At 63.5% G+C, this 18,116-nt stretch carries 14 protein-coding genes; 7 read left to right on the forward strand and 7 right to left on the reverse strand.

The window, feature by feature from the left end:
• Positions 1-23: 23 nt before the first annotated feature.
• From JQ591_RS23770 to JQ591_RS23785, 4 genes are all read right to left on the reverse strand, one after another.
• Complete coding sequence (locus JQ591_RS23770; RefSeq protein ID WP_211398397.1) at positions 24-1,097, reverse strand: branched-chain amino acid ABC transporter permease; 1,074 nt, start codon at positions 1,095-1,097, stop codon at positions 24-26.
• A 3-nt stretch (positions 1,098-1,100) separates the two neighbouring features.
• A complete protein-coding gene (locus tag JQ591_RS23775) occupies positions 1,101-1,994 on the reverse strand; it encodes a branched-chain amino acid ABC transporter permease (RefSeq protein WP_211398398.1) in 894 nt (297 codons plus the stop codon).
• Between the two features lie 220 nt (positions 1,995-2,214).
• Positions 2,215-4,146: a long-chain fatty acid--CoA ligase gene (locus tag JQ591_RS23780; RefSeq protein WP_211398399.1), complete on the reverse strand. Its 1,932-nt coding sequence runs from the start codon at positions 4,144-4,146 to the stop codon at positions 2,215-2,217.
• Positions 4,143-4,964, reverse strand: a complete 822-nt coding sequence (locus tag JQ591_RS23785; protein ID WP_211398400.1) for an ABC transporter ATP-binding protein — start codon at positions 4,962-4,964, stop codon at positions 4,143-4,145. Before JQ591_RS23785 ends, JQ591_RS23780 begins: the two co-directional genes overlap by 4 nt.
• Before the next feature lie 335 nt (positions 4,965-5,299).
• Here JQ591_RS23785 and JQ591_RS23790 point away from each other — a divergent pair, with 335 nt between their 5' ends.
• Positions 5,300-5,974 carry a Crp/Fnr family transcriptional regulator gene (locus JQ591_RS23790; RefSeq protein WP_211398468.1) on the forward strand — a complete coding sequence of 225 codons (675 nt, stop codon included), beginning with the start codon at positions 5,300-5,302 and terminating at the stop codon, positions 5,972-5,974.
• Here the strand turns inward: JQ591_RS23790 and JQ591_RS23795 are convergent.
• On the reverse strand, positions 5,971-7,221 hold the full coding sequence (locus tag JQ591_RS23795; RefSeq protein WP_249137531.1) for an MFS transporter: 1,251 nt from the start codon (positions 7,219-7,221) through the stop codon (positions 5,971-5,973). The genes JQ591_RS23790 and JQ591_RS23795 overlap by 4 nt on opposite strands.
• 291 nt (positions 7,222-7,512) lie before the next feature.
• On the opposite strand from JQ591_RS23795, the gene JQ591_RS23800 reads away from it, so the two are divergent.
• From JQ591_RS23800 to JQ591_RS23810, 3 genes are all read left to right on the forward strand, one after another.
• Positions 7,513-10,836: an adenylate/guanylate cyclase domain-containing protein gene (locus JQ591_RS23800; protein WP_211398401.1), complete on the forward strand. Its 3,324-nt coding sequence runs from the start codon at positions 7,513-7,515 to the stop codon at positions 10,834-10,836.
• Between the two features lie 21 nt (positions 10,837-10,857).
• A complete protein-coding gene (locus tag JQ591_RS23805; protein ID WP_211398402.1) occupies positions 10,858-11,538 on the forward strand; it encodes a redoxin domain-containing protein in 681 nt (226 codons plus the stop codon).
• Between the two features lie 168 nt (positions 11,539-11,706).
• Complete coding sequence (locus JQ591_RS23810; protein ID WP_211398403.1) at positions 11,707-13,152, forward strand: adenylate/guanylate cyclase domain-containing protein; 1,446 nt, start codon at positions 11,707-11,709, stop codon at positions 13,150-13,152.
• Between the two features lie 32 nt (positions 13,153-13,184).
• Here JQ591_RS23810 and JQ591_RS23815 read toward each other — a convergent pair whose 3' ends face one another.
• The gene (locus JQ591_RS23815) at positions 13,185-14,027 is read right to left on the reverse strand and encodes a uroporphyrinogen-III synthase (RefSeq protein ID WP_211398404.1); all 843 of its coding nucleotides are present in this window, start codon (positions 14,025-14,027) and stop codon (positions 13,185-13,187) included.
• Positions 14,028-14,169: 142 nt separating this feature from the next.
• On the opposite strand from JQ591_RS23815, the gene purU reads away from it, so the two are divergent.
• The gene (purU, locus tag JQ591_RS23820; protein WP_211398405.1) at positions 14,170-15,033 is read left to right on the forward strand and encodes a formyltetrahydrofolate deformylase; all 864 of its coding nucleotides are present in this window, start codon (positions 14,170-14,172) and stop codon (positions 15,031-15,033) included.
• A 40-nt stretch (positions 15,034-15,073) separates the two neighbouring features.
• Here purU and JQ591_RS23825 read toward each other — a convergent pair whose 3' ends face one another.
• Positions 15,074-15,358 carry a hypothetical protein gene (locus JQ591_RS23825; RefSeq protein ID WP_211398406.1) on the reverse strand — a complete coding sequence of 95 codons (285 nt, stop codon included), beginning with the start codon at positions 15,356-15,358 and terminating at the stop codon, positions 15,074-15,076.
• 527 nt (positions 15,359-15,885) lie between these two features.
• Between JQ591_RS23825 and JQ591_RS23830 the strand changes: the two genes are divergently transcribed.
• Together JQ591_RS23830 and JQ591_RS23835 are read left to right on the forward strand one after the other, a co-directional pair.
• Positions 15,886-17,076, forward strand: a complete 1,191-nt coding sequence (locus JQ591_RS23830; RefSeq protein WP_211398407.1) for an ABC transporter substrate-binding protein — start codon at positions 15,886-15,888, stop codon at positions 17,074-17,076.
• Positions 17,077-17,240: 164 nt separating this feature from the next.
• The gene (locus JQ591_RS23835; RefSeq protein WP_007612509.1) at positions 17,241-18,110 is read left to right on the forward strand and encodes a branched-chain amino acid ABC transporter permease; all 870 of its coding nucleotides are present in this window, start codon (positions 17,241-17,243) and stop codon (positions 18,108-18,110) included.
• Positions 18,111-18,116 lie beyond the last annotated feature (6 nt).

Consider the following 18,116-nt stretch of genomic DNA (forward strand, 5'->3'; position numbering starts at 1 on the left):
ATTGGTTAGAGAGTTGCCCGCGCTCAATGCGAGAACGGGTAGAGTTTCCAGTACGTCTTGATCTGCCGCCAGCGATGGGCAAGCCCGTCCGGCTCGAACATCAGGAACGCGATGATGATCACCCCGATCGCGATTTCGCGCAGGAAGGTGATGTTGTTGTTGAGTGACAGCGCCTTGTCGATCGCGCCGCCCTTCAGGCAGACGCTGAGGAATTCCATCGTCTCAGGCAGCAGCACCACGAACGCGGTGCCCATCAGCGTTCCCATGATCGAACCAGTGCCGCCGATGATGATCATGGCGAGGAACAGGATCGAGCGCTCGATACCGAAGCCTTCCTGGGAGACCACGAGCTGGTAGTGCGCATAGAGCGCGCCGGCGATGCCGGCAAAGAAGGCGGCAAGCCCGAATGACAGCGTGCGGTACTTGGTGAGGTTGATGCCCATGATCTCGGCGGAGAGATAATGGTCGCGGATCGCCACCAGCGCGCGGCCGTCGCGCGTGCGCATCAGATTGGTGACGAGGATGTAGCTTGCGACCACATAGGCCAGCACGACGTAGAAATATTGCCTATCGCCGCGCAGCGTGTAGCCGAAGATCGAGAACGGATTGGCGCTGGCCGGCACCGAGCCGCCGGTGAACCACTCCGCGCGCGAGAAGAAGTCGAGCAGGATATACTGCGCGGCGAGCGTCGCGATCACGAGGTAGAGGCCCTTCAGCCGCGCCGCCGGGATGCCGAAGATCAGCCCGACCAGCGCGGTGACGACGCCCGCGAGCGGGATCGCGAAGAACACCGGGATCGGTGCGTTGTTGGAGATGTAGGCCGAGGTGAAGGCGCCGAGCAGGAAGAAGGCCGCATGGCCGATGGAAATCTGGCCGGTGAAGCCGACCAGGATGTTCAGCCCGAGGGCCGCGATCGAGAAGATGCCGATCTGGATCAGGATGCTGAGCCAGTACCCGCCAAGGAATTGCGGGACGAGACAGAGCAGCAGCACGCCGACGATCGCAAAGTTGCGGCTGGTCGTGGTCGGAAAGATCGTGGTGTCCGCCGCATAAGAGGTGCGGAAATCACCAGCAGGGATGAGGGCAGGGCCGGCCATGGGTCAGATCCGTTCGATGTCGTGGGTGCCGAACAGGCCGTAGGGCTTGATCATCAGCACGATGATGAGGACGTAGAACGGCGCGATCTCGTAGAGATTGCCCCAGTGCAGATACTCGCTGTCGACATATTGCGCGATGTTCTCGAGTAGCCCGATGATGATGCCGCCGAGCACGGCACCGCCGACGGAATCGAGCCCGCCGAGGATCGCCGCCGGAAACACTTTTATGCCGTAGGCGGCAAGGCCCGAGGATACGCCGTTCACGACGGCAACGACGACACCCGCGACCGCCGACACCGTTGCGGAGATCGCCCAGGCCATCGCGAACACGCTTTTCACGGAAATGCCGAGCGACTGCGCGACCTGCTGGTTGAACGCGGTAGCGCGCATCGCAAGGCCGTACTTTGACGCGCGGAAGAACCAAGCCATGCCGATCATCATCGCGACCGAGACCACGAGGCTCATGACATAGACGGTCTGGATCTGGAGCCCGAACAGGCTGACGGACTGGCTCTCGAACACGCGCGGGAACGGCTGCGGATTGACGCCGAACATCCATTTCAGCGTCGCCTGCAGCACGGTGGACAGGCCGATCGTCACCATGATGACGGAGATGATGGGTTCGCCGATCATCGGCCGCAGGATCAGGACCTGGATCGCGATACCGAACACGAACATGAACACCAGCGTCATCGGCATGCCGATCCAGAACGGCACCTGGTATTTCGCGAGCAAGGTCCAGCACACCCAGGCTCCGACCAGCAAGAGCTCGCCCTGCGCGAAATTGACGACCTGCGTGGCCTTGTAGATCAGCACGAACGACATCGCGACCACGCCATAGAGCGTGCCGACCACGAGGCCGTTGACCAGGAGCTGAATGAGAAAGGCGGTGTTCATGAAGTGGTGCTCGCTGACAAATCCGGCGCGCTCTTCCCCTCTCCCCTTGTGGGAGAGGGTGGCTTCGCGAAGCGAAGACGGGTGAGGGGTTGTCTCCGCAGCGAGGGTGCGGAGAGGGAACCCCTCACCCGAGTGAGGGTGTGGTTGATAGCGGAGATGCCCTCTCCCACAAGGGGAGAGGGCGTATCGGCCGGCATCGCGGTCTTGCTTCGAAACAGACTCACTCCGCCGCCTCCGCCAGATGCCCGGGGCCGCCCAGGTCCACCACCCGCAGCGTCGTGCGCACGCGCTGCGTGGTGCCGTCCTGGAAGCGGATCACGGTGTCCACGGGGATGTCGGCGTCGCCGCGGTAGATCGCGTCGATGATGCCTTCGTATTTCTCGTTGATGACGCTGCGGCGCACTTTTCGCGTGCGGGTGAGCTCGCCGTCGTCGGCGTCGAGCTCCTTGTAGAGCAGGAGGAAGCGCGAGATGCGCTGCGCCGGCGGCAGCGTCACGTTGACGGTCTCGACCTCCTTGCGGAGCAGTGCGTAGACCTCGGGCCGCGAGGCGAGGTCGCTGTAGGTCGTGAACGAGAGCCGGTTCTTCTCCGCCCATTTGGAGATGATGGAATAGCGGATGCAGATCATAGCCGCGAGTGCGTCGCGGCCTGCGCCAAGCACGACGGCTTCCGCGATATAGGGCGAGAATTTCAACTTGTTCTCGATGAATTGCGGCGAGAAGCGCTCGCCGCGCGAGGTCTCGGCGAGATCCTTGATGCGGTCGATGACCACGAGCTGGCGATTCGCGTTGAAATAGCCGGCGTCACCGGACAGCATCCAGCCTTCCCGGATGTCGGCGACGCTCGCCTCCGGGTTCTTGTAGTAACCGAGGAACATGTGGGGGTGCCGCACCACGATCTCGCCCACGCCGTGAACGTCGGCGTTGTCGATGCGGATTTCGACGCTGTCGGCCATCGGCACGCCGGTGGTGTCGGGATCGACCTTGCCTTCGGGATGTAGCGTATAGGCACCTAACAGCTCGGTCTGGCCGTAGAGCGTGCGCAGCGGTACGCCCATGGCCTGGAAGAACTTGAAGGTCTCGGGCCCGAGTGCCGCGCCGCCGGTTGCGGCCGAACGCAGTCGGGTGAAGCCGAGGCGGTCGCGCAACGCACGGAACAGGATCGCGTCGGCAAAGCCGGAACGCTTACCCTGTTTGAGCGCGGCAAGCCCGCTCTTCATGCCCACGTCGAACAGGCGCTGCTTGAACGGCGTTGCGTCCATCACTTTGGCGCGGACGTCGGCGGCGATCGATTCCCAAACGCGCGGCGCAAACAGGACAAACGTCGGCGCGATCTCGCGCAGATCGTTCATCATGGTGTCGGGCTCTTCGACGAAGTTGATCTTCATCCTGCACAAGAGGCCTTTGCCGAGCACATAGACCTGCTCCATGATCCAGGGCAGCGGAAGCACCGAGACGTATTCGTCGTCCGGCCCTTTCGGGTCGAAGGCGAGATAGGTCGCGCAATGGCCGAGCACGCGGCCGGCGGCGAGCATCGCGAGTTTTGGATGCGAGGTGGTGCCTGACGTCGTGCAGAGGATCGCGACGTCCTCGCCCTTGGTCGCATCCACCAGCCGATCGTAAAGTTCCGGTTCGCGCGTAGCCCGCGCCCGGCCGAGTTGGGCAAACGTCTCCGCCGACATCAAACGCGGATCGTCGTATTTCCGCATGCCGCGCGGATCGGAATAGATGATGTGCTTCAGCTTTGGGACGCGGTCGGCGAGGGTGAGCAGCTTGTCGACCTGCTCCTCGTCCTCGGCAAAAACGAGCTGCGCCTCGCCATAGTTGAGGAGATACGAGGCCTCTTCATCGAGCACGTCGCGATAGAGCCCGAGGCTCAGGCCGCCGATTGCGTGGGTGGCGATCTCGGCTGCAACCCAGTCCGGCCGGTTGTCGCCGATGATGCCGATGACATCCTCGCGTCCCAAGCCCAATTCGACGAGGCCGAGCGCGAAGTCGCGCACCCGCGTCTGGTAGTCATTCCAGGTGAACGGGCGCCACAGCCCGAGATCCTTTTCGCGCAGTGCGATCTCGTTGCCGTACTCCTTCGCATTGAGCCGGAGCATTTTGGGGTAGGTATCGGCCTGCGCGACGCGGCCTGCGTAATCCATCATGCCGCGCTCTCCTGCGCCGGCGGAGCATCGTCGGGATCGACCAGCACCTCGTCCTCTTCGCCGAGATAAGCGCGCCTGACGTGGGGATCGGCGAGCACGGCGGCCGGATCGCCCTCGGCGATCTTGCGGCCGAAATCCAGCACCATGACGCGGTGAGAGATGTCCATCACCACGCCCATGTCGTGCTCGATCATCACCACGGTCATGCCGAACTCCTCGTTGAGATCGACGATGTAGCGGGCCATGTCCTCCTTCTCCTCGAAATTCATGCCGGCCATCGGCTCGTCGAGGAGAATGAGGCGCGGCTCCAGAGCCATGGCGCGCGCGAGCTCCACGCGCTTGCGCAGGCCATAGGAGAGGGTGCCGGCCTGCGCCTTTCGGACCGACTGGAGATCGAGGAAATCGATGATCTCCTCGACCTTGCGACGGTGCTCGAGCTCTTCCTTGCGCGCGCCGGTGAGCCAGTACAGCGAGCCCGTGAGGAAATTGTTCTTCAGGAGGTGATGGCGGCCGACCATGATGTTGTCGAGCACGCTCATGTGGTGGAACAGCGCCAGGTTCTGGAAGGTGCGGCCGATGCCGAGCGAAGCGCGCGCGTTGGGCGTCAGGCCGGCGATGTCGCGGCCCTGGTAGAACAGCTGGCCTTCGGTCGGCTTGTAGCGGCCGGAAATACAGTTCACGATCGAGGTCTTGCCGGCGCCGTTGGGGCCAATGATCGAGAACAGCTCGCCTTCCCTGATGGCGAAGCCGACATCGGTCAGCGCGCGAACGCCGCCGAATCGCAAGGACACGCCGCGCACCTCAAGACTGGTAGCCACCAAACAAATCCCTCCCGGTGATGGCGCATTCAGTGGCGCTCTTCGTCCGTTCCTGTCGGGCGATCCTAGTACGGCCGTACCGGTGAGGCCATGCAGCAGATGGTCTCGACCGGAGCCGATCCACTCTCGTTCCCGTTTGGGATCAAAAGCCGCATCGCCCGAGGTGGTCCTCAATAGGGGAAAGCGCTATTTTGAAATGTCTCCCGCCTGACAATTCTGCGACAAAGTTTTTCGGGCGGGAACATCCTCCATCTTTCGTCGGATGGTCGTCGAAACGGTCATGCTGCATTGCAGCAGAACAAGGAGTGACGAACGGTGCGGCTGGCTTCGGGATCATGATTGCAGTGGATCAACTGAAGCGCGTCGCTGCCTGGTCGCGCGAGCTCACGCAAGCGGAGATCGAGGTCGCTCGTGCCGGGATCACGGAGCGGTCCTACGGCACTGGCGAGACCGTCTTCATGCGCGGCGACACGTTCGACTATTGGGCCGGCATGGTCTTCGGCCTTGCCCGGATGGGCGGGGTCTCGCGTGACGGCAAGGAAACGAGCCTGGCCGGTCTGACGGCAGGGGCCTGGTTCGGCGAGGGCAGCGTGCTCAAGAACGAGCCGCGCCGCTACGACGTCGTCGCGCTGCGCAACAGCCGCGTCGCACTGATGGAACGTAGCGCCTTCATGTGGCTGTTCGAGAACAGCGTCGGCTTCAACCGCTTCCTGGTGCGCCAGCTCAACGAGCGGCTCGGTCAGTTCATCGGTATGCTCGAAGTCAACCGCACGCTGGATGCCACCGCGCGGCTTGCACGCAGCATCGCCTCGCTGTTCAACCCGATCCTCTACCCGGAATCGACCGCGCATCTGGAGATCACCCAGGAGGAGATCGGTGCACTCTCCGGCATGTCCCGCCAAAACGCCAACCGCGCGCTGAACCGGCTGGAGAAGGAGGGGCTGCTGCGGCTCGAATATGGCGGCGTCACCATCCTCGATGTCGAGCGGTTGCGCGGTTACGGCGACTAGCGCGCATTGGCGGGTGCGTGCACAGGCCACAGGTCGGCGCGCCAGCGGATCGCGATCGCCAGCATCGCGATGAAGCCCGCGGCGGCATAGAGCGAACCCGTCGCGGAATAGCCGATGATGTCGATCAGGCTGCCGGCCACGAGCAAGCCGAGCGGCAGGCCGTAGATCACCATCATGCGCACGCCCATCACGCGGCCGCGAAGGTGTGCGCTGGCCGTCCGCATCAGGATGACGGCAGCTGATATCATCGACATGCTCTGGGCGATGCCGGCAAGCACGAGGCAGGCCATCGCCACCGGCATGGTCCTGATCTCGACGAACACCAGCAGCATGGCGTACCAGGCCAGCGTCGCGCCGATCAGGAGCCGGGCAATGCGCAGTCCGCCGACCAGGCTGAGCGTGATGGAGCCGATCAGCGAGCCGACGGCGAAGCTCGCCGAAAGATAACCGAGACCGGTCTGGTCGGTGTGAAAGATGTCCCGCGCGATGTAAGGCAGCAATCCGCCGGTGAAGGGAAATGCGGTGAGATTGGCGAGGAAGGCGACGCACAGCGCTGCGCCCATTCCGGGACCATTCCAGGCGTAGACGATCCCTTCCTTCAGCTCGTCGAGCAATTTTGAAACGGCGCGGCTGGATGCAGGCAGATCGGTCGTGGCAACGGATTTTTGCGGCCGGGTCAGGCAGAACATGAGAATCGCAGCTACCAGATAGAGGCAGGCGACCGCCACATAGACTAATCCAATGCCAAGCACGGCGAAAAGGCCGGCTCCTGTCAGCGCCCCGGCAATGCGGGCGCTGTCCTGGGTCGTGCGTGACAGGCTGATCGCGCCGACCAGCTGCTCGGCGGGCATGATGTCGGCGAGCAATGCGCTGCGAAGGCCGAGATCGGAGGAGCGGATCAGGCCCATGATCGTCACGATGATCATGACGTTGAGTGGCGCCAGATGGCCGGTCAGCGCCAGCACCATGATGGTCGAGGCGAGCACCGTATAGGCAAGACGCATCAGGACCAGGAGATCGCGGTGGCCCATGCGGTCTCCAATCATGCCGAACACCGGCGCGACGAGTGTCCCGGCGAACTGGAGCGAGGCAAGCACGGTCAGCAGCAGCACCGAGCCGGTCTCGACCAGGATGTACCAGCCGAGCACCAGCGTCTCGATCTCGAATGCCCAGGAGGTGAGCAGGTCGGATGGCCACTGGAAGCGATAATTGCGGATGCGAAATGGCGCGAGCGGGGATGTGCTCAAGATGCGATGACGGGTTTCACGGCGATTCCCCCTTATTTTTGTTCTTCTGTTCGGCAGGGTAGCCCCGGGCATGCCCCTGTCAATTGGCCCTACCGCATGCCGCCATGCTTGCAGACAACGTGCGGTGCGCAAGTGCGCCCGCAGCATCGCTTCGTCGCCCAGCCGATCCGGAGGAGTAGACCGACCACCGCTTGCTCTTCCCGTGCGACGAGCCCATGCTTGCCTGGTTCCTGGGCCCGCCCGGTAGGTCCAGGAGAATGCACCATCGCGGCTTCCGCGAGGTCTTGACCCATGAACTGCTCTTGCTGTGGTTTAGAGGTCCAGAGCGGCTTTGCCTTCTGCCCGAAGTGCGGCACGAAGCAGCCGAACGCGTGCCCTGGCTGCGGCTTTCCATGCGCGCCGGATTTCGCCTATTGCCCGAAATGCGGTGCCTTCGTCTCCGAGGTCCCCACAGGCGGCGGGAAGGCATCGGCACGGACGAGCCCGACGACGCTCCCGATCCGGTCCTCCTCTCCGCCGCTCGCGCCGGCAGAGGACGCTCAAGCCGCATTTCGACCTCCGTCGGACAAGATCGACAGCGAGGCGAACCGCCGCACCATCACCGTGCTGTTTGCCGACCTCAGCGGCTTCACTGCGATGAGCGAGCGGCTCGACCCCGAGGTCATGCAGACGCTTCAAAACGAGTTGTTCGAGGAGTTGACGGCCGCGGTGCAAAGCTTTGGCGGCTTCGTGGACAAATTCATCGGCGATGCGCTGCTTGCTCTGTTTGGTGCGCCGGCGGCGCACGAGGACGACCCAGAGCGGGCGGTGCGCGCTGCCCTCGACATGATCGACCGGACGGCGCGCCTCAGCGAACGCGCGAGGGCGTATGCCGGTTCACCGCTGCTGCTCCATGTCGGCATCAACACCGGGCACGTCGTCGCGGGCGGGCTCGGTGCGGGCGTTGCCAAATCCTATTCGGTGACCGGCGACACGGTGAATACCGCCCAGCGGCTACAATCGATGGCGGCTCCGGGCGAGGTGCTGGTCGGGCCGTTGACCCACCGTCTGACGCGGCATGCGTTCTCCTATGACTCGCTTGGCGAGGTCTCGCTCAAGGGCAAGATCGGCAGCGTACTGGTCCACCGTCTGAAGGAGCCGCTCGACACGCCCCGTACGGCGCGAGGTCTCGACACGCTGGGCCTCAACGCGCCGTTGATCGGGCGCGACGCCGAGCTTGCGCGCATGATCGGCAGCCTTGATCTGGCGTGCGGCGGCGCGGCTCAACTGGTGCGGCTGGTCGGTGAAGCCGGCATCGGGAAAACGCGCCTGGTCAGGGAGTTCGTCGCCCGCATCCGCGATCAGGATCGATTCGCAGGCGTGGCGATCCGGCAGGCGGCCTGCTCGCCGCTCGGCGAACAGTCCTACGGCACACTCGCCGCCGTGCTGCGCAGCGCCTATGGCATCGCGCAGAAGGCGGGCGCCACAGAGGCGGAGGCGAAGGTCGCCGCAGCGCTGTCGGAGCTTGGCCTCGCGACCGACGAGGCCGACCGCCTGATGCCCCTCTATCTGCACGTACTCGGCCTCGGCGACCCCAACGCCGTGCTCAGGCATGTCGAGCCCGAGCAGCTCCGCCGGCAGATATTCTTCGCAATTCGCACCGTCTTCGAACGTCGCCTCGCACTGTCGCCACTGCTGATCATCGTCGAGGATCTGCATTGGGCCGATGCGGTGTCTCTCGAAGCGTTGCGCTTCCTGATGGACCGACTGGAGCGGACGCGGCTGATGCTGCTGTTTACGCATCGGCCGATGCTGGAACTGGACCAGTTCGGTTCGAGCAGGATCAGTCACGCAACCCTCCGGCTGCCCCCGCTTGGCGACGCCGACGGACAAAGGCTGCTCGCGGCCTATTTCAGTCAGGGTTGGCGTGAACCACCGGGACGTCTGTTCGGTCGAATCCTCGATCGCGCCGGCGGCAATCCGCTTTTCCTCGAGGAGATCATACGCGGCCTGATCGAAGCCGGCACTTTGGAGCGCGACGGCGCGCAGTGGCGGATGACGTCGGATGAAGCCGCCGCCGATATTCCGGCAAGCATTCAGGCGTTGTTGCTGGCGCGCCTCGACCGGTTGCCGCATCAGGTGCGCCGCCTGGCACAGGAGGCCGCGGTGATCGGCCCGCGTTTTGATGCGGCTGCTCTCGGTGCGGCGGCAACCGAGCCGGCAAGGGTCGAAGCAGGGCTCGAGCTTCTGTGCGACGCGGAAATCGTCGAGGAGATCGCGGGCTCGAACTCGATTTCGCTGCGGACCTACCGCTTCACGCAAACCATGCTTCAGGACGTGATCTATCAAAACCTGCTTCTGCAGCGCCGGATCGAGCTTCATGGACGGATTGGTGGGGCGCTCGAGAGGCTGTATGGCCATGAGCCCGAGCGCCTCGAAGATCTCATACTGCTCGGACATCACTTCAGCCTGAGCGCGAGCAAGCCGAAAGGCGCGCGCTATCTACGCGCGGCCGGCGATCGCGCACGCGCCAGCTATGCCAATGACGATGCCATCCGTCTCTACCAACAGGCCCTCGCCGTGCTGTTGACCGGCGGCGAACGGGAGCCGGAACGTCTGGTCCTGTACGAGCGGATTGCGGACCTCTGTGGCGCGGCTGGCCGCCGGAACACGGCCGAGGAGCACTATCAGAGCGCGTTGGAGGGGCACCGCGCCATCCGGGACCGGATCGGCGAAGCCCGAATTCTTCGCAAGCTCGGCCGATTGCTGTGGGACGCCGGCAAGCGGATCAAGGCGGAGACGCATTACGCCGAGGCGGCCAACCTGCTTGGAGGGATCGACGCGCCCATCGAGTGGGCGCATCTCCTGCAGGAGCGCGGCCGTCTCGCGTTCCGGACGGGCGATCACGTGGCCGCCGCAAGATGGGCAGACGAGGCGCTCGGCTACGCGCGGTCCGTGCCGGCGGACGCGGACGCGCAAAGCGGGCTCGAGGCGGCACGTGCCATTGCGGAGGCCCTCAACACCAAGGGAGTTGCGCTGGCGCGGCTTGGACGACACCAGGAGGCAGTGCGCGAGGTTGAGCAAAGTGTCGCAGCCGCCGAAGCCGCCGGCCTCCTGAACGTTGCCTGCCGCGGCTACACCAATCTCGGCGTGCTCTACACGATCGTCGATCCGGCGAAAGCCGTGGAGGTCTGCCGGCGTGGACTCGATGTCGCGCGCCGGATCGGGGATCTCGGCTTCCAGGCGCGTCTTCTTGCCAATTTTGCCGTTGCCTGTTGCACCTTCACGGACAGATGTACCGAGGAAGGGGTACCGGCTGCCGAAAAGGCGATCGAAATCGACCGTGCGCTCGATCAGCGCGAGCATCTCTCCGTGCCCTTGATCGTGCTCGGGCAAATCCATCAATGCCATTTCCGTCCCGATCTGGCCGCCCTCTGCTACAGTGAGGCAATCGAGGTGGCGAACGAAACCGGCGAACCGCAGCAGCTTTTTCCATGCTATGATGGTCTCGCCACGCTGAGCCTTGATCGAGGCGACATGCCCGAGGCCGACCGGTATTTCGCGCTGGCCCATGATGTCTGCGCCCGCCACGGGCTTGATCCCGCCGGGCTGATCGTACTGCCGTTTCTCGACTAGGTCATGTGAAGGAGTTCAACCATGTCAGAACTTCATGTCGACGGACCGCTTCAACCGGGCGATCGCGCACCGAACATCGTGCTCGATGCCATCACACGCGATGGAACGATCGCGCTCCAGGACTTTCGCGGGCATAGTCCGATATTGATCGGCTTGTTTCGCGGGCTGCACTGCCCGTTCTGTCGGCGCCATATCGCGGCACAGGCGCAACTTGGCGCAGCGCTGCGCGACAAGGGCGTCGAAAGTCTCACGGTCGTGAATACGCCCATCGAACGCGCGCGGCTCTACTTCCGCTATCATCCCTTGCCCGATCTGCTCGCCGCGTCCGACCCCGAGCGGGTCTCGCACCGTGCGTTCGGCCTGCCCAATCTCGAGTTTACGGACCACGAGACCGAGTGGCCGCGCAAGGTGGGCATGGACGTCGTCATGAGCATGCAGGTCGATCTGCCCGGCGAAACGCCGGGACCGATGAATCGGTTGGCGGCTGCCGAATACCTCAACAACAAGGACGGCTACGAGATGATGGAGGCCGATCAGCGCATGGCGGCAACCGGCCAGGGCCAGCTGTTCGGCCAGTTCCTGCTCGATCGCGAGGGGATCGTGCGCTGGACCTTTACCGAGGTTCCTGAAGGCGGCCAGCGCATGTTCGGGGCTCCGAGTCCCCAGGAGTTGATGTCGGCCGCCTCGCAGGTGGCAAGCTAGGCATCGTCGCCTGGTTGGCGGTGCAAACGCCGCGCTCAACGCGCTGCAACCGGTGGCTTCCCTTCCGCAGGCGTTGCCGCCGTCGCGGAGATTCGTAGCCGCGTGAAATACGCATCAGTTTGAAACGCGACCATTCCTGCTCGTGACTCGCAATGACTCAGGCGCACGATGACCCACATCCAGGAGCGGCTCCTCGAAAGCAAGATGACCGAGATTGAGCAGGCCCGATCCTGGAGCCCACGCGTGATCTCGAAATTTGAAACGCTTATCAGGAGCGGTGACGATCTCTCGCTCTACCGGATCAATCCCCTGGCGTTCGCGCGTGATCGCGCCATTACCGAGGCGGAAAGCATCGACCTGTTTCTCCATGCGACCAGGAGCGGGTTGTTCGAGATGAGTTGGGACGTTGTTTGTCCCCAGTCCGGCATGGTGCTCGACAGCTTTGGCGCTCTGCGCACCCTGAAGACCCATTACGTTTGCGGCCTCTGCGACGTCAGCGGTGAAACCGACCTCGACGATTTCATTGAGGTTACATTTACGGTCTCGCCGCAGCTCCGGCGGATTCCATTTCATGATCCTGCTTCCCTTTCGATCGAGGATTTCCACTGGAAGCTTCGTTTCCTGGGCGATGCGCGCATGCCCGGTCAGCAAGTCCGATTTCTCGATTTCCTGCGTGGATTGGTTCGCGGACTTGCGTTCTTGCCGCCGGGCACCACCACCTCTCTTCGCGCCGACCTCGGTCCCGGTGCCCTGGCCGGCGTCAACGTCAAGACCCAGGCTGCATTCGTGGTCTCGGTCGCAGGCGAACCCGCAACCGCGCCGACCGTCCTGCGGGTCGGATATGATGGGCGGCGCTTTTCGCCTTCGCGGTCCGTCATCCCGCCTGGCCCCGTTGTGATCGACGTGGAGAACTCCGGCGCAGTGCGTGGCTCATTGCTCCTGATCAATTGGCCGCCCGAAGTCCTGGCCCAGACGACCAAGCCTGCGCTCGACTTCGAACCGTATATGTCCGGCGGCATGTTACTGGCGCGGCATACCTTCCGCCGACTGTTCCGCTCGGAACGCGTCGACGAGCAGGAAGGCCTCGGCATCCGGCAAGTGACCTTGCTGTTCACGGATCTCAAGGGTTCGACCGCGATGTACGAGCGTCTCGGCGATCTGAATGCCTACGCCCTGGTCCGCGAGCATTTTGCCTTGCTGGGAGCGACCGTCGAGGCGCATTCCGGCGCCATCGTCAAGACGATCGGGGATGCCGTGATGGCGGTCTTCTCCCGCCCGACCGACGCGGTCTCCGCGGCATTGCATATGCTCGGAGAAATCGAACGCTACAACAGCGAGCATGGCGATCCGAGCATCATCCTGAAGATCGGAGCGCATTGTGGTCCGTCGATTGCAGTGACCCTGAATGAAAATCTGGACTACTTCGGGCAGACTGTGAATGTTGCGGCGCGCGTGCAAGCGTTGGCCGATGCCGGCGAAATCTGTCTCTCGGAAGCGCTTTATTCGGCGCCGGGCGTCAGCGGCCTCCTCGCAGGCCACGCCATCGTTGAGTTTGACGCACCTCTCCGCGGCGTCGAAGGAAATGCGTGCGTGTATCGTGTCGTGCGTAGTTAGGATCCTGCTCCGGCAGACCCTGCCGGAGATTTTCACGTCACGGGTACTTTCGGCTTCTTCTCCGCGAGCGCTGCAGCCATCGCCGAGATCAGCGGGCGCATGAAATAAGCGTCTTCCGCCGGTGCGATGTCCGTGCGCAGGCCATGCGCGGTGAGCTCCCCCGACACCGCAGGGCCCACCGACGCAATCAGCGTCCGCTCCAACCCCGCGCGCAGCTTCACTTCGCTGCCATGTGCCTTGGCGGCTTCGATCAGGCGGCGGACCTGGCCGAGATTGGTCAGCGCGATGGAATCGATTCGTCCTCCCGCCATGTCGTCGATGGCGGCGACGATGTTGGCATTCGCTGCCTTGGAATCGTAGATGTAAGGCAGCACGGTATCGACCTCGGCGCCTTGCGCCGAGAGCGCGCCGGTCAGCGCGCTGTGGTCCTTGTCGGGATAGAGCTGGAGGCCGAGGCGATGCCCCTTCAGATCGAGCGTGCCCAGCATCTCGATCACGCCCTCGGTGGTGGGCTTCTCCGTGGTCTGCTGCGCCTCGAGCGAGATCTCGCGTAGCGCCTTGCCGGGCTTCGGGCCGCGGGTGAATTTTCGCGATTGGGCTAGGGCTGCGACCAGAGCCTGGTCGAGCCCGCGGGCACGCGCCAGCTTCATGATCCGCCGCAGGCCTTCGCCGGTCATCAGCACGAGATCGTCAAAGGGCCTGTCGATGGCGCGGCGAATCCAGGCCTCGACCGGGGCGGGGTCCGGGGCATCCTCAATGGTGAACATCGGGCATTGCACGACCTCGGCGCCTTGCTCGGCCAGCAGCTTCGAAAACTGCGCCTCCTCGCGCGTTTCCAGGATCAGGATGCGGTAGCCGTTCAAGCGGTCGGCCATGAGCCTACTCCAGTCAGTCAAAGCAATCGTCCGTTCATCCTGACTCCGCGGTTGGGATTGGCGCAAGGGTGGGGTCGGTGATAGAGCAGGGCGCAAATCGCGGGTCGTTCCGCAGCCGCTGCCCAAACCTTCATCAAGGCCCATGCCCGATCATCAATATGTCCTGACCCTGTCCTGTCCGGATCGTCCCGGCATCGTCTCGGCGGTGTCGACCTTCCTGGCCCATAACGGACAGAACATCCTCGACGCCCAGCAGTTCGACGACATCGAGACCAAGAAGTTTTTCATGCGGGTGGTGTTCACCGCCGCCGATCTCGCCGTGGAGCTGTCGGCGCTCCAGACCGGCTTTGCCGCGATCGCCGAGCGTTTCGGCATGGAATGGCAGATGCGCGATCGCGCCGCCCATCGCAAGGTGATGCTGCTGGTGTCGAAGTCCGACCACTGCCTGGTCGACATCCTCTATCGCTGGCGCACCGGCGAACTGCCGATGACTTTGGCCGCAATCGTCTCCAACCATCCGCGCGAGGTCTATGACGGGCTCGATTTCGGCGGGGTTCCGTTCCACTATCTGCCTGTTACGAAAGAGACCAAGCGCGAGCAGGAGGCGCAGATCCTGGACCTCGTCGCCAAGACCGGGACGGATCTCGTCGTGCTCGCCCGCTACATGCAGATATTGTCAGACGATCTCTCGGCAAATCTGTCGGGACGCTGCATCAACATCCACCACTCGTTCCTGCCGGGTTTCAAGGGTGCAAAACCCTATCACCAGGCCCATGAACGTGGCGTCAAGCTGATCGGCGCCACCGCGCATTACGTCACGCGCGACCTCGACGAGGGCCCGATCATCGACCAGGACGTCGAGCGCATCAGCCATCGCGATACGCCCGAGGATCTCGTCCGTAAGGGCCGCGACATCGAGCGCCGCGTGCTGGCGCGCGCGATGCGCTACCATCTCAACGACCGCGTCATCCTCAACGGCCGCAAGACTGTGGTGTTCGTGGATTGATTTGCCGTACCCTCTCGCCGCAAGCGGCGAGGGGCGCGACCTAACGCACCGCGGTGCCGGACGCCGAGCCCGCTGCGCCCTTCTGCGCCTGCTCTTCCTTTTCGCGATCGGCCGCCGGCAACAGCCGCTTGCGCTCGCGCTCCTTCATGTAGGCATCGTATTGCGGCGTTCCGGCCCGCGGCGGGGCGTCCGCCGGCAAGCCGCCGGCCCATTGCGGGACGTAGTCGCCCATGCCGGAGGAGAGCTTTTCGTTGACGGTGCCGCAGCCGGACAGCCCCGCGGAGAGTGCGAGGAGGATCAGGAGGGAACGGAAGGATCTGGGCATTGTACGGTGGCGCGCGCGGTCAGTCGTGTTGGACGCCAGGTTAGGCGGGCGCCGGAGAGTAGCCTTCAACAAGGTAATATAGACTTATTCGAGGTAGGTAATTAGCTACCGAGATGTGCCGGCCCGGGCCTTGTCGATGTTCAAATTCTGCAAACAAAAGACGAAATCCTCCATCCACCCGACTGGCTGCCTTTCTAGACTGCCGCAAGGGCTCGCGACAAAATGGCTTGATCAGCGGAGGGGCTTTTTCGTTGACAGGTCCATTTCATTTGTACAATCGTACAAATGATGGCGACCGCAGTTGCGATGCCCGGGTTACTCCGATGTAACCCCGACATCGCTTCCTGCTGTCGGCAATCGGAACGCTCGGCTTGCGCCGAAGAGTCGCCAAACGTCCGATTGACAATAAGGGCGCGAAAGACGCCATGTGGCGCGCGACATCACGCGTGCGTGAGCTAAGCTTAAGGCAAGGACCGGGCACTCGGTCCGGCGCACAAGAGATCAGGAATGAAGGGGAGGGACATCTGATGTTCGAACGGAAACAACTGTCTCGTAAGACTGTTTGGGCCGCCGCAGCGGCCGCCATCGCGGGCCTTGCGGCCGTCGCTCCGGCCAAGGCCGAGGACAGCGTCAAGGTCGGTCTGATCCTGCCGATGACCGGCGGCCAGGCCTCGACCGGCAAGCAGGTCGAGAACGCGATCAAGCTCTACATGCAGCAGAAGGGCGACACCGTCGCCGGCAAGAAGATCGAGATCATTCTCAAGGATGATGCTGCAATTCCGGACAAGACCAAGACCGCCGCGCAGGAGCTGATCGTCAACGACAAGGTCCATTTCATCGCCGGTTTCGGCGTGACGCCGGCCGCCCTCGCGGCCGCGCCACTCGCGACGCAGGCCAAGATCCCGGAAGTCGTGATGGCGGCCGGAACCTCCATCATCACCGAGCGCTCGCCCTATATCGTGCGCACCAGCTTCACGCTGGCACAGTCCTCCACCATCATCGCCGACTGGGCGGTGAAGAACGGCATCAAGAAGGTGGCAACGCTGACCTCGGACTATGCGCCGGGCAATGATGCGCTCAACTTCTTCAAGCAGAACTTCACCGCCGGTGGCGGCGAGGTGGTCGAAGAGGTGAAGACGCCGCTTGCCAATCCCGATTTCGCACCGTTCCTCCAGCGTATGAAGGATGCCAAGCCTGACGCGATCTTCGTGTTCGTGCCGGCCGGCCAGGGCGGCAACTTCATGAAGCAGTATGCCGAACGCGGGCTCGACAAGGCCGGCATCAAGGTGATCGGACCGGGCGACGTTACCGACGACGACCTTCTCAACAACATGGGCGACGCCGTGCTGGGTACGGTCACCGCGCACCTTTATTCCGCGGCGCATCCCTCGCAGATGAACAAGGATTTCGTCGCGGCCTACAAGAAGGCGTACGGAAACCGTCCGGGCTTCATGGCGGTGAGCGGTTATGACGGCATTCACCTGATCTACGAGGCGCTGAAGAAGACCAATGGCGACACCGATGGCACCAAGCTGGTCGAGGCCATGAAGGGCCAGAAGTGGGAGAGCCCGCGCGGCCCGATCTTGATCGACCCCGAGACCCGCGACATCGTGCAGAACATCTACATCCGGAAGGTCGAGAAGGTCGACGGCGAGCTCTACAACGTCGAGTTCGCGACCTTCGAGGCCGTCAAGGATCTCGGCAAGACCAAGAAGTGACGCGCGAAAGCGCGTCATTCTCGAGCGCGTATTAGCGCGAACCAGCGTCATGCCCGGGCAGAAGCGCGTCTTCCCGCTAGATGTCCCGGGCATCCACGCAAAGGCCAGAACAACGTGGATGGCCGGGACAAGCCCGGCCATGACGGATAACGCAAGCTGAGACGATGACCTCAATCCTCACCAACCTGTTCGATGGCGTTGCCTACGGCATGCTGCTGTTCGTGCTTGCTTGCGGGCTCGCGGTCACGCTCGGCTTGATGAACTTCGTCAACCTTGCCCATGGTGCGTTCGCTATGGCCGGCGGCTATGTCTGCATGGTGCTGGTCAACCGGATGGGCTGGCCATTCTTCGCCGCACTGCCGCTTGCCTTCGTCTCTTCTGCTGCGATCGGCATCGTGCTCGAGCGCACGCTGTACCGACACCTCTATGCGCGCAGCCATCTTGACCAGGTGCTGTTCACCATCGGCCTGACGTTCATGTCGGTCGCGGCAGTCGACTACATCCAGGGCTCGTCGCGGGTCTTCATCAATCTGCCGGCCGCGCTCCAGGGCCAGTTCGACGTGTTCGGCGTCGGCATCGGCCGCTACCGGCTGATGATCATCGTGATCTGCGGGCTGCTCACCATCGGTCTCCAGATGGTGCTGGCCAAGACGCGGTTCGGCAGCCGCCTGCGCGCCGCGGTCGACGATCCCCGCGCCGCGAGCGGCCTCGGCATCAACGTGCCGCAGGTGTTCGCCTTCACCTTCGCCTTTGGCTGCGGGCTCGCGGGCCTCGGCGGCGCGCTGAGCGCCGAGATCCTCGGCCTCGACCCGTACTTTCCGCTGAAGTTCATGATCTACTTCCTGATCGTGGTGACTGTCGGCGGCTCGTCCTCGATCACTGGCCCGTTCCTGGCCTCGCTGCTGCTCGGCATCGGCGACGTCGCCGGAAAATATTACGTTCCGAAGATGGGACCTTTCGTGATCTACACCATGATGATCGTGATCCTGATCTGGCGCCCGAACGGCCTGTTCGGCCGCACGGCCGCGCGTTGAGTTCGC

The organism is Bradyrhizobium canariense, assembly GCF_018130465.1.
Taxonomy (GTDB): domain Bacteria; phylum Pseudomonadota; class Alphaproteobacteria; order Rhizobiales; family Xanthobacteraceae; genus Bradyrhizobium; species Bradyrhizobium canariense_C.

Bases quoted from the DNA above. Each gene is read 5' to 3' on its own strand.
- JQ591_RS23770 (WP_211398397.1), bottom strand. From the start codon at position 1,097: ATGGCCGGCCCTGCCCTCATCCCTGCTGGTGATTTCCGCACCTCTTAT.
- JQ591_RS23775 (WP_211398398.1), bottom strand. From the start codon at position 1,994: ATGAACACCGCCTTTCTCATTCAGCTCCTGGTCAACGGCCTCGTGGTC.
- JQ591_RS23780 (WP_211398399.1), bottom strand. From the start codon at position 4,146: ATGATGGATTACGCAGGCCGCGTCGCGCAGGCCGATACCTACCCCAAA.
- JQ591_RS23790 (WP_211398468.1), top strand. From the start codon at position 5,300: ATGATTGCAGTGGATCAACTGAAGCGCGTCGCTGCCTGGTCGCGCGAG.
- JQ591_RS23800 (WP_211398401.1), top strand. From the start codon at position 7,513: ATGAACTGCTCTTGCTGTGGTTTAGAGGTCCAGAGCGGCTTTGCCTTC.
- JQ591_RS23805 (WP_211398402.1), top strand. From the start codon at position 10,858: ATGTCAGAACTTCATGTCGACGGACCGCTTCAACCGGGCGATCGCGCA.
- JQ591_RS23810 (WP_211398403.1), top strand. From the start codon at position 11,707: ATGACCCACATCCAGGAGCGGCTCCTCGAAAGCAAGATGACCGAGATT.
- JQ591_RS23815 (WP_211398404.1), bottom strand. From the start codon at position 14,027: ATGGCCGACCGCTTGAACGGCTACCGCATCCTGATCCTGGAAACGCGC.
- purU (WP_211398405.1), top strand. From the start codon at position 14,170: ATGCCCGATCATCAATATGTCCTGACCCTGTCCTGTCCGGATCGTCCC.
- JQ591_RS23825 (WP_211398406.1), bottom strand. From the start codon at position 15,358: ATGCCCAGATCCTTCCGTTCCCTCCTGATCCTCCTCGCACTCTCCGCG.
- JQ591_RS23830 (WP_211398407.1), top strand. From the start codon at position 15,886: ATGTTCGAACGGAAACAACTGTCTCGTAAGACTGTTTGGGCCGCCGCA.
- JQ591_RS23835 (WP_007612509.1), top strand. From the start codon at position 17,241: ATGACCTCAATCCTCACCAACCTGTTCGATGGCGTTGCCTACGGCATG.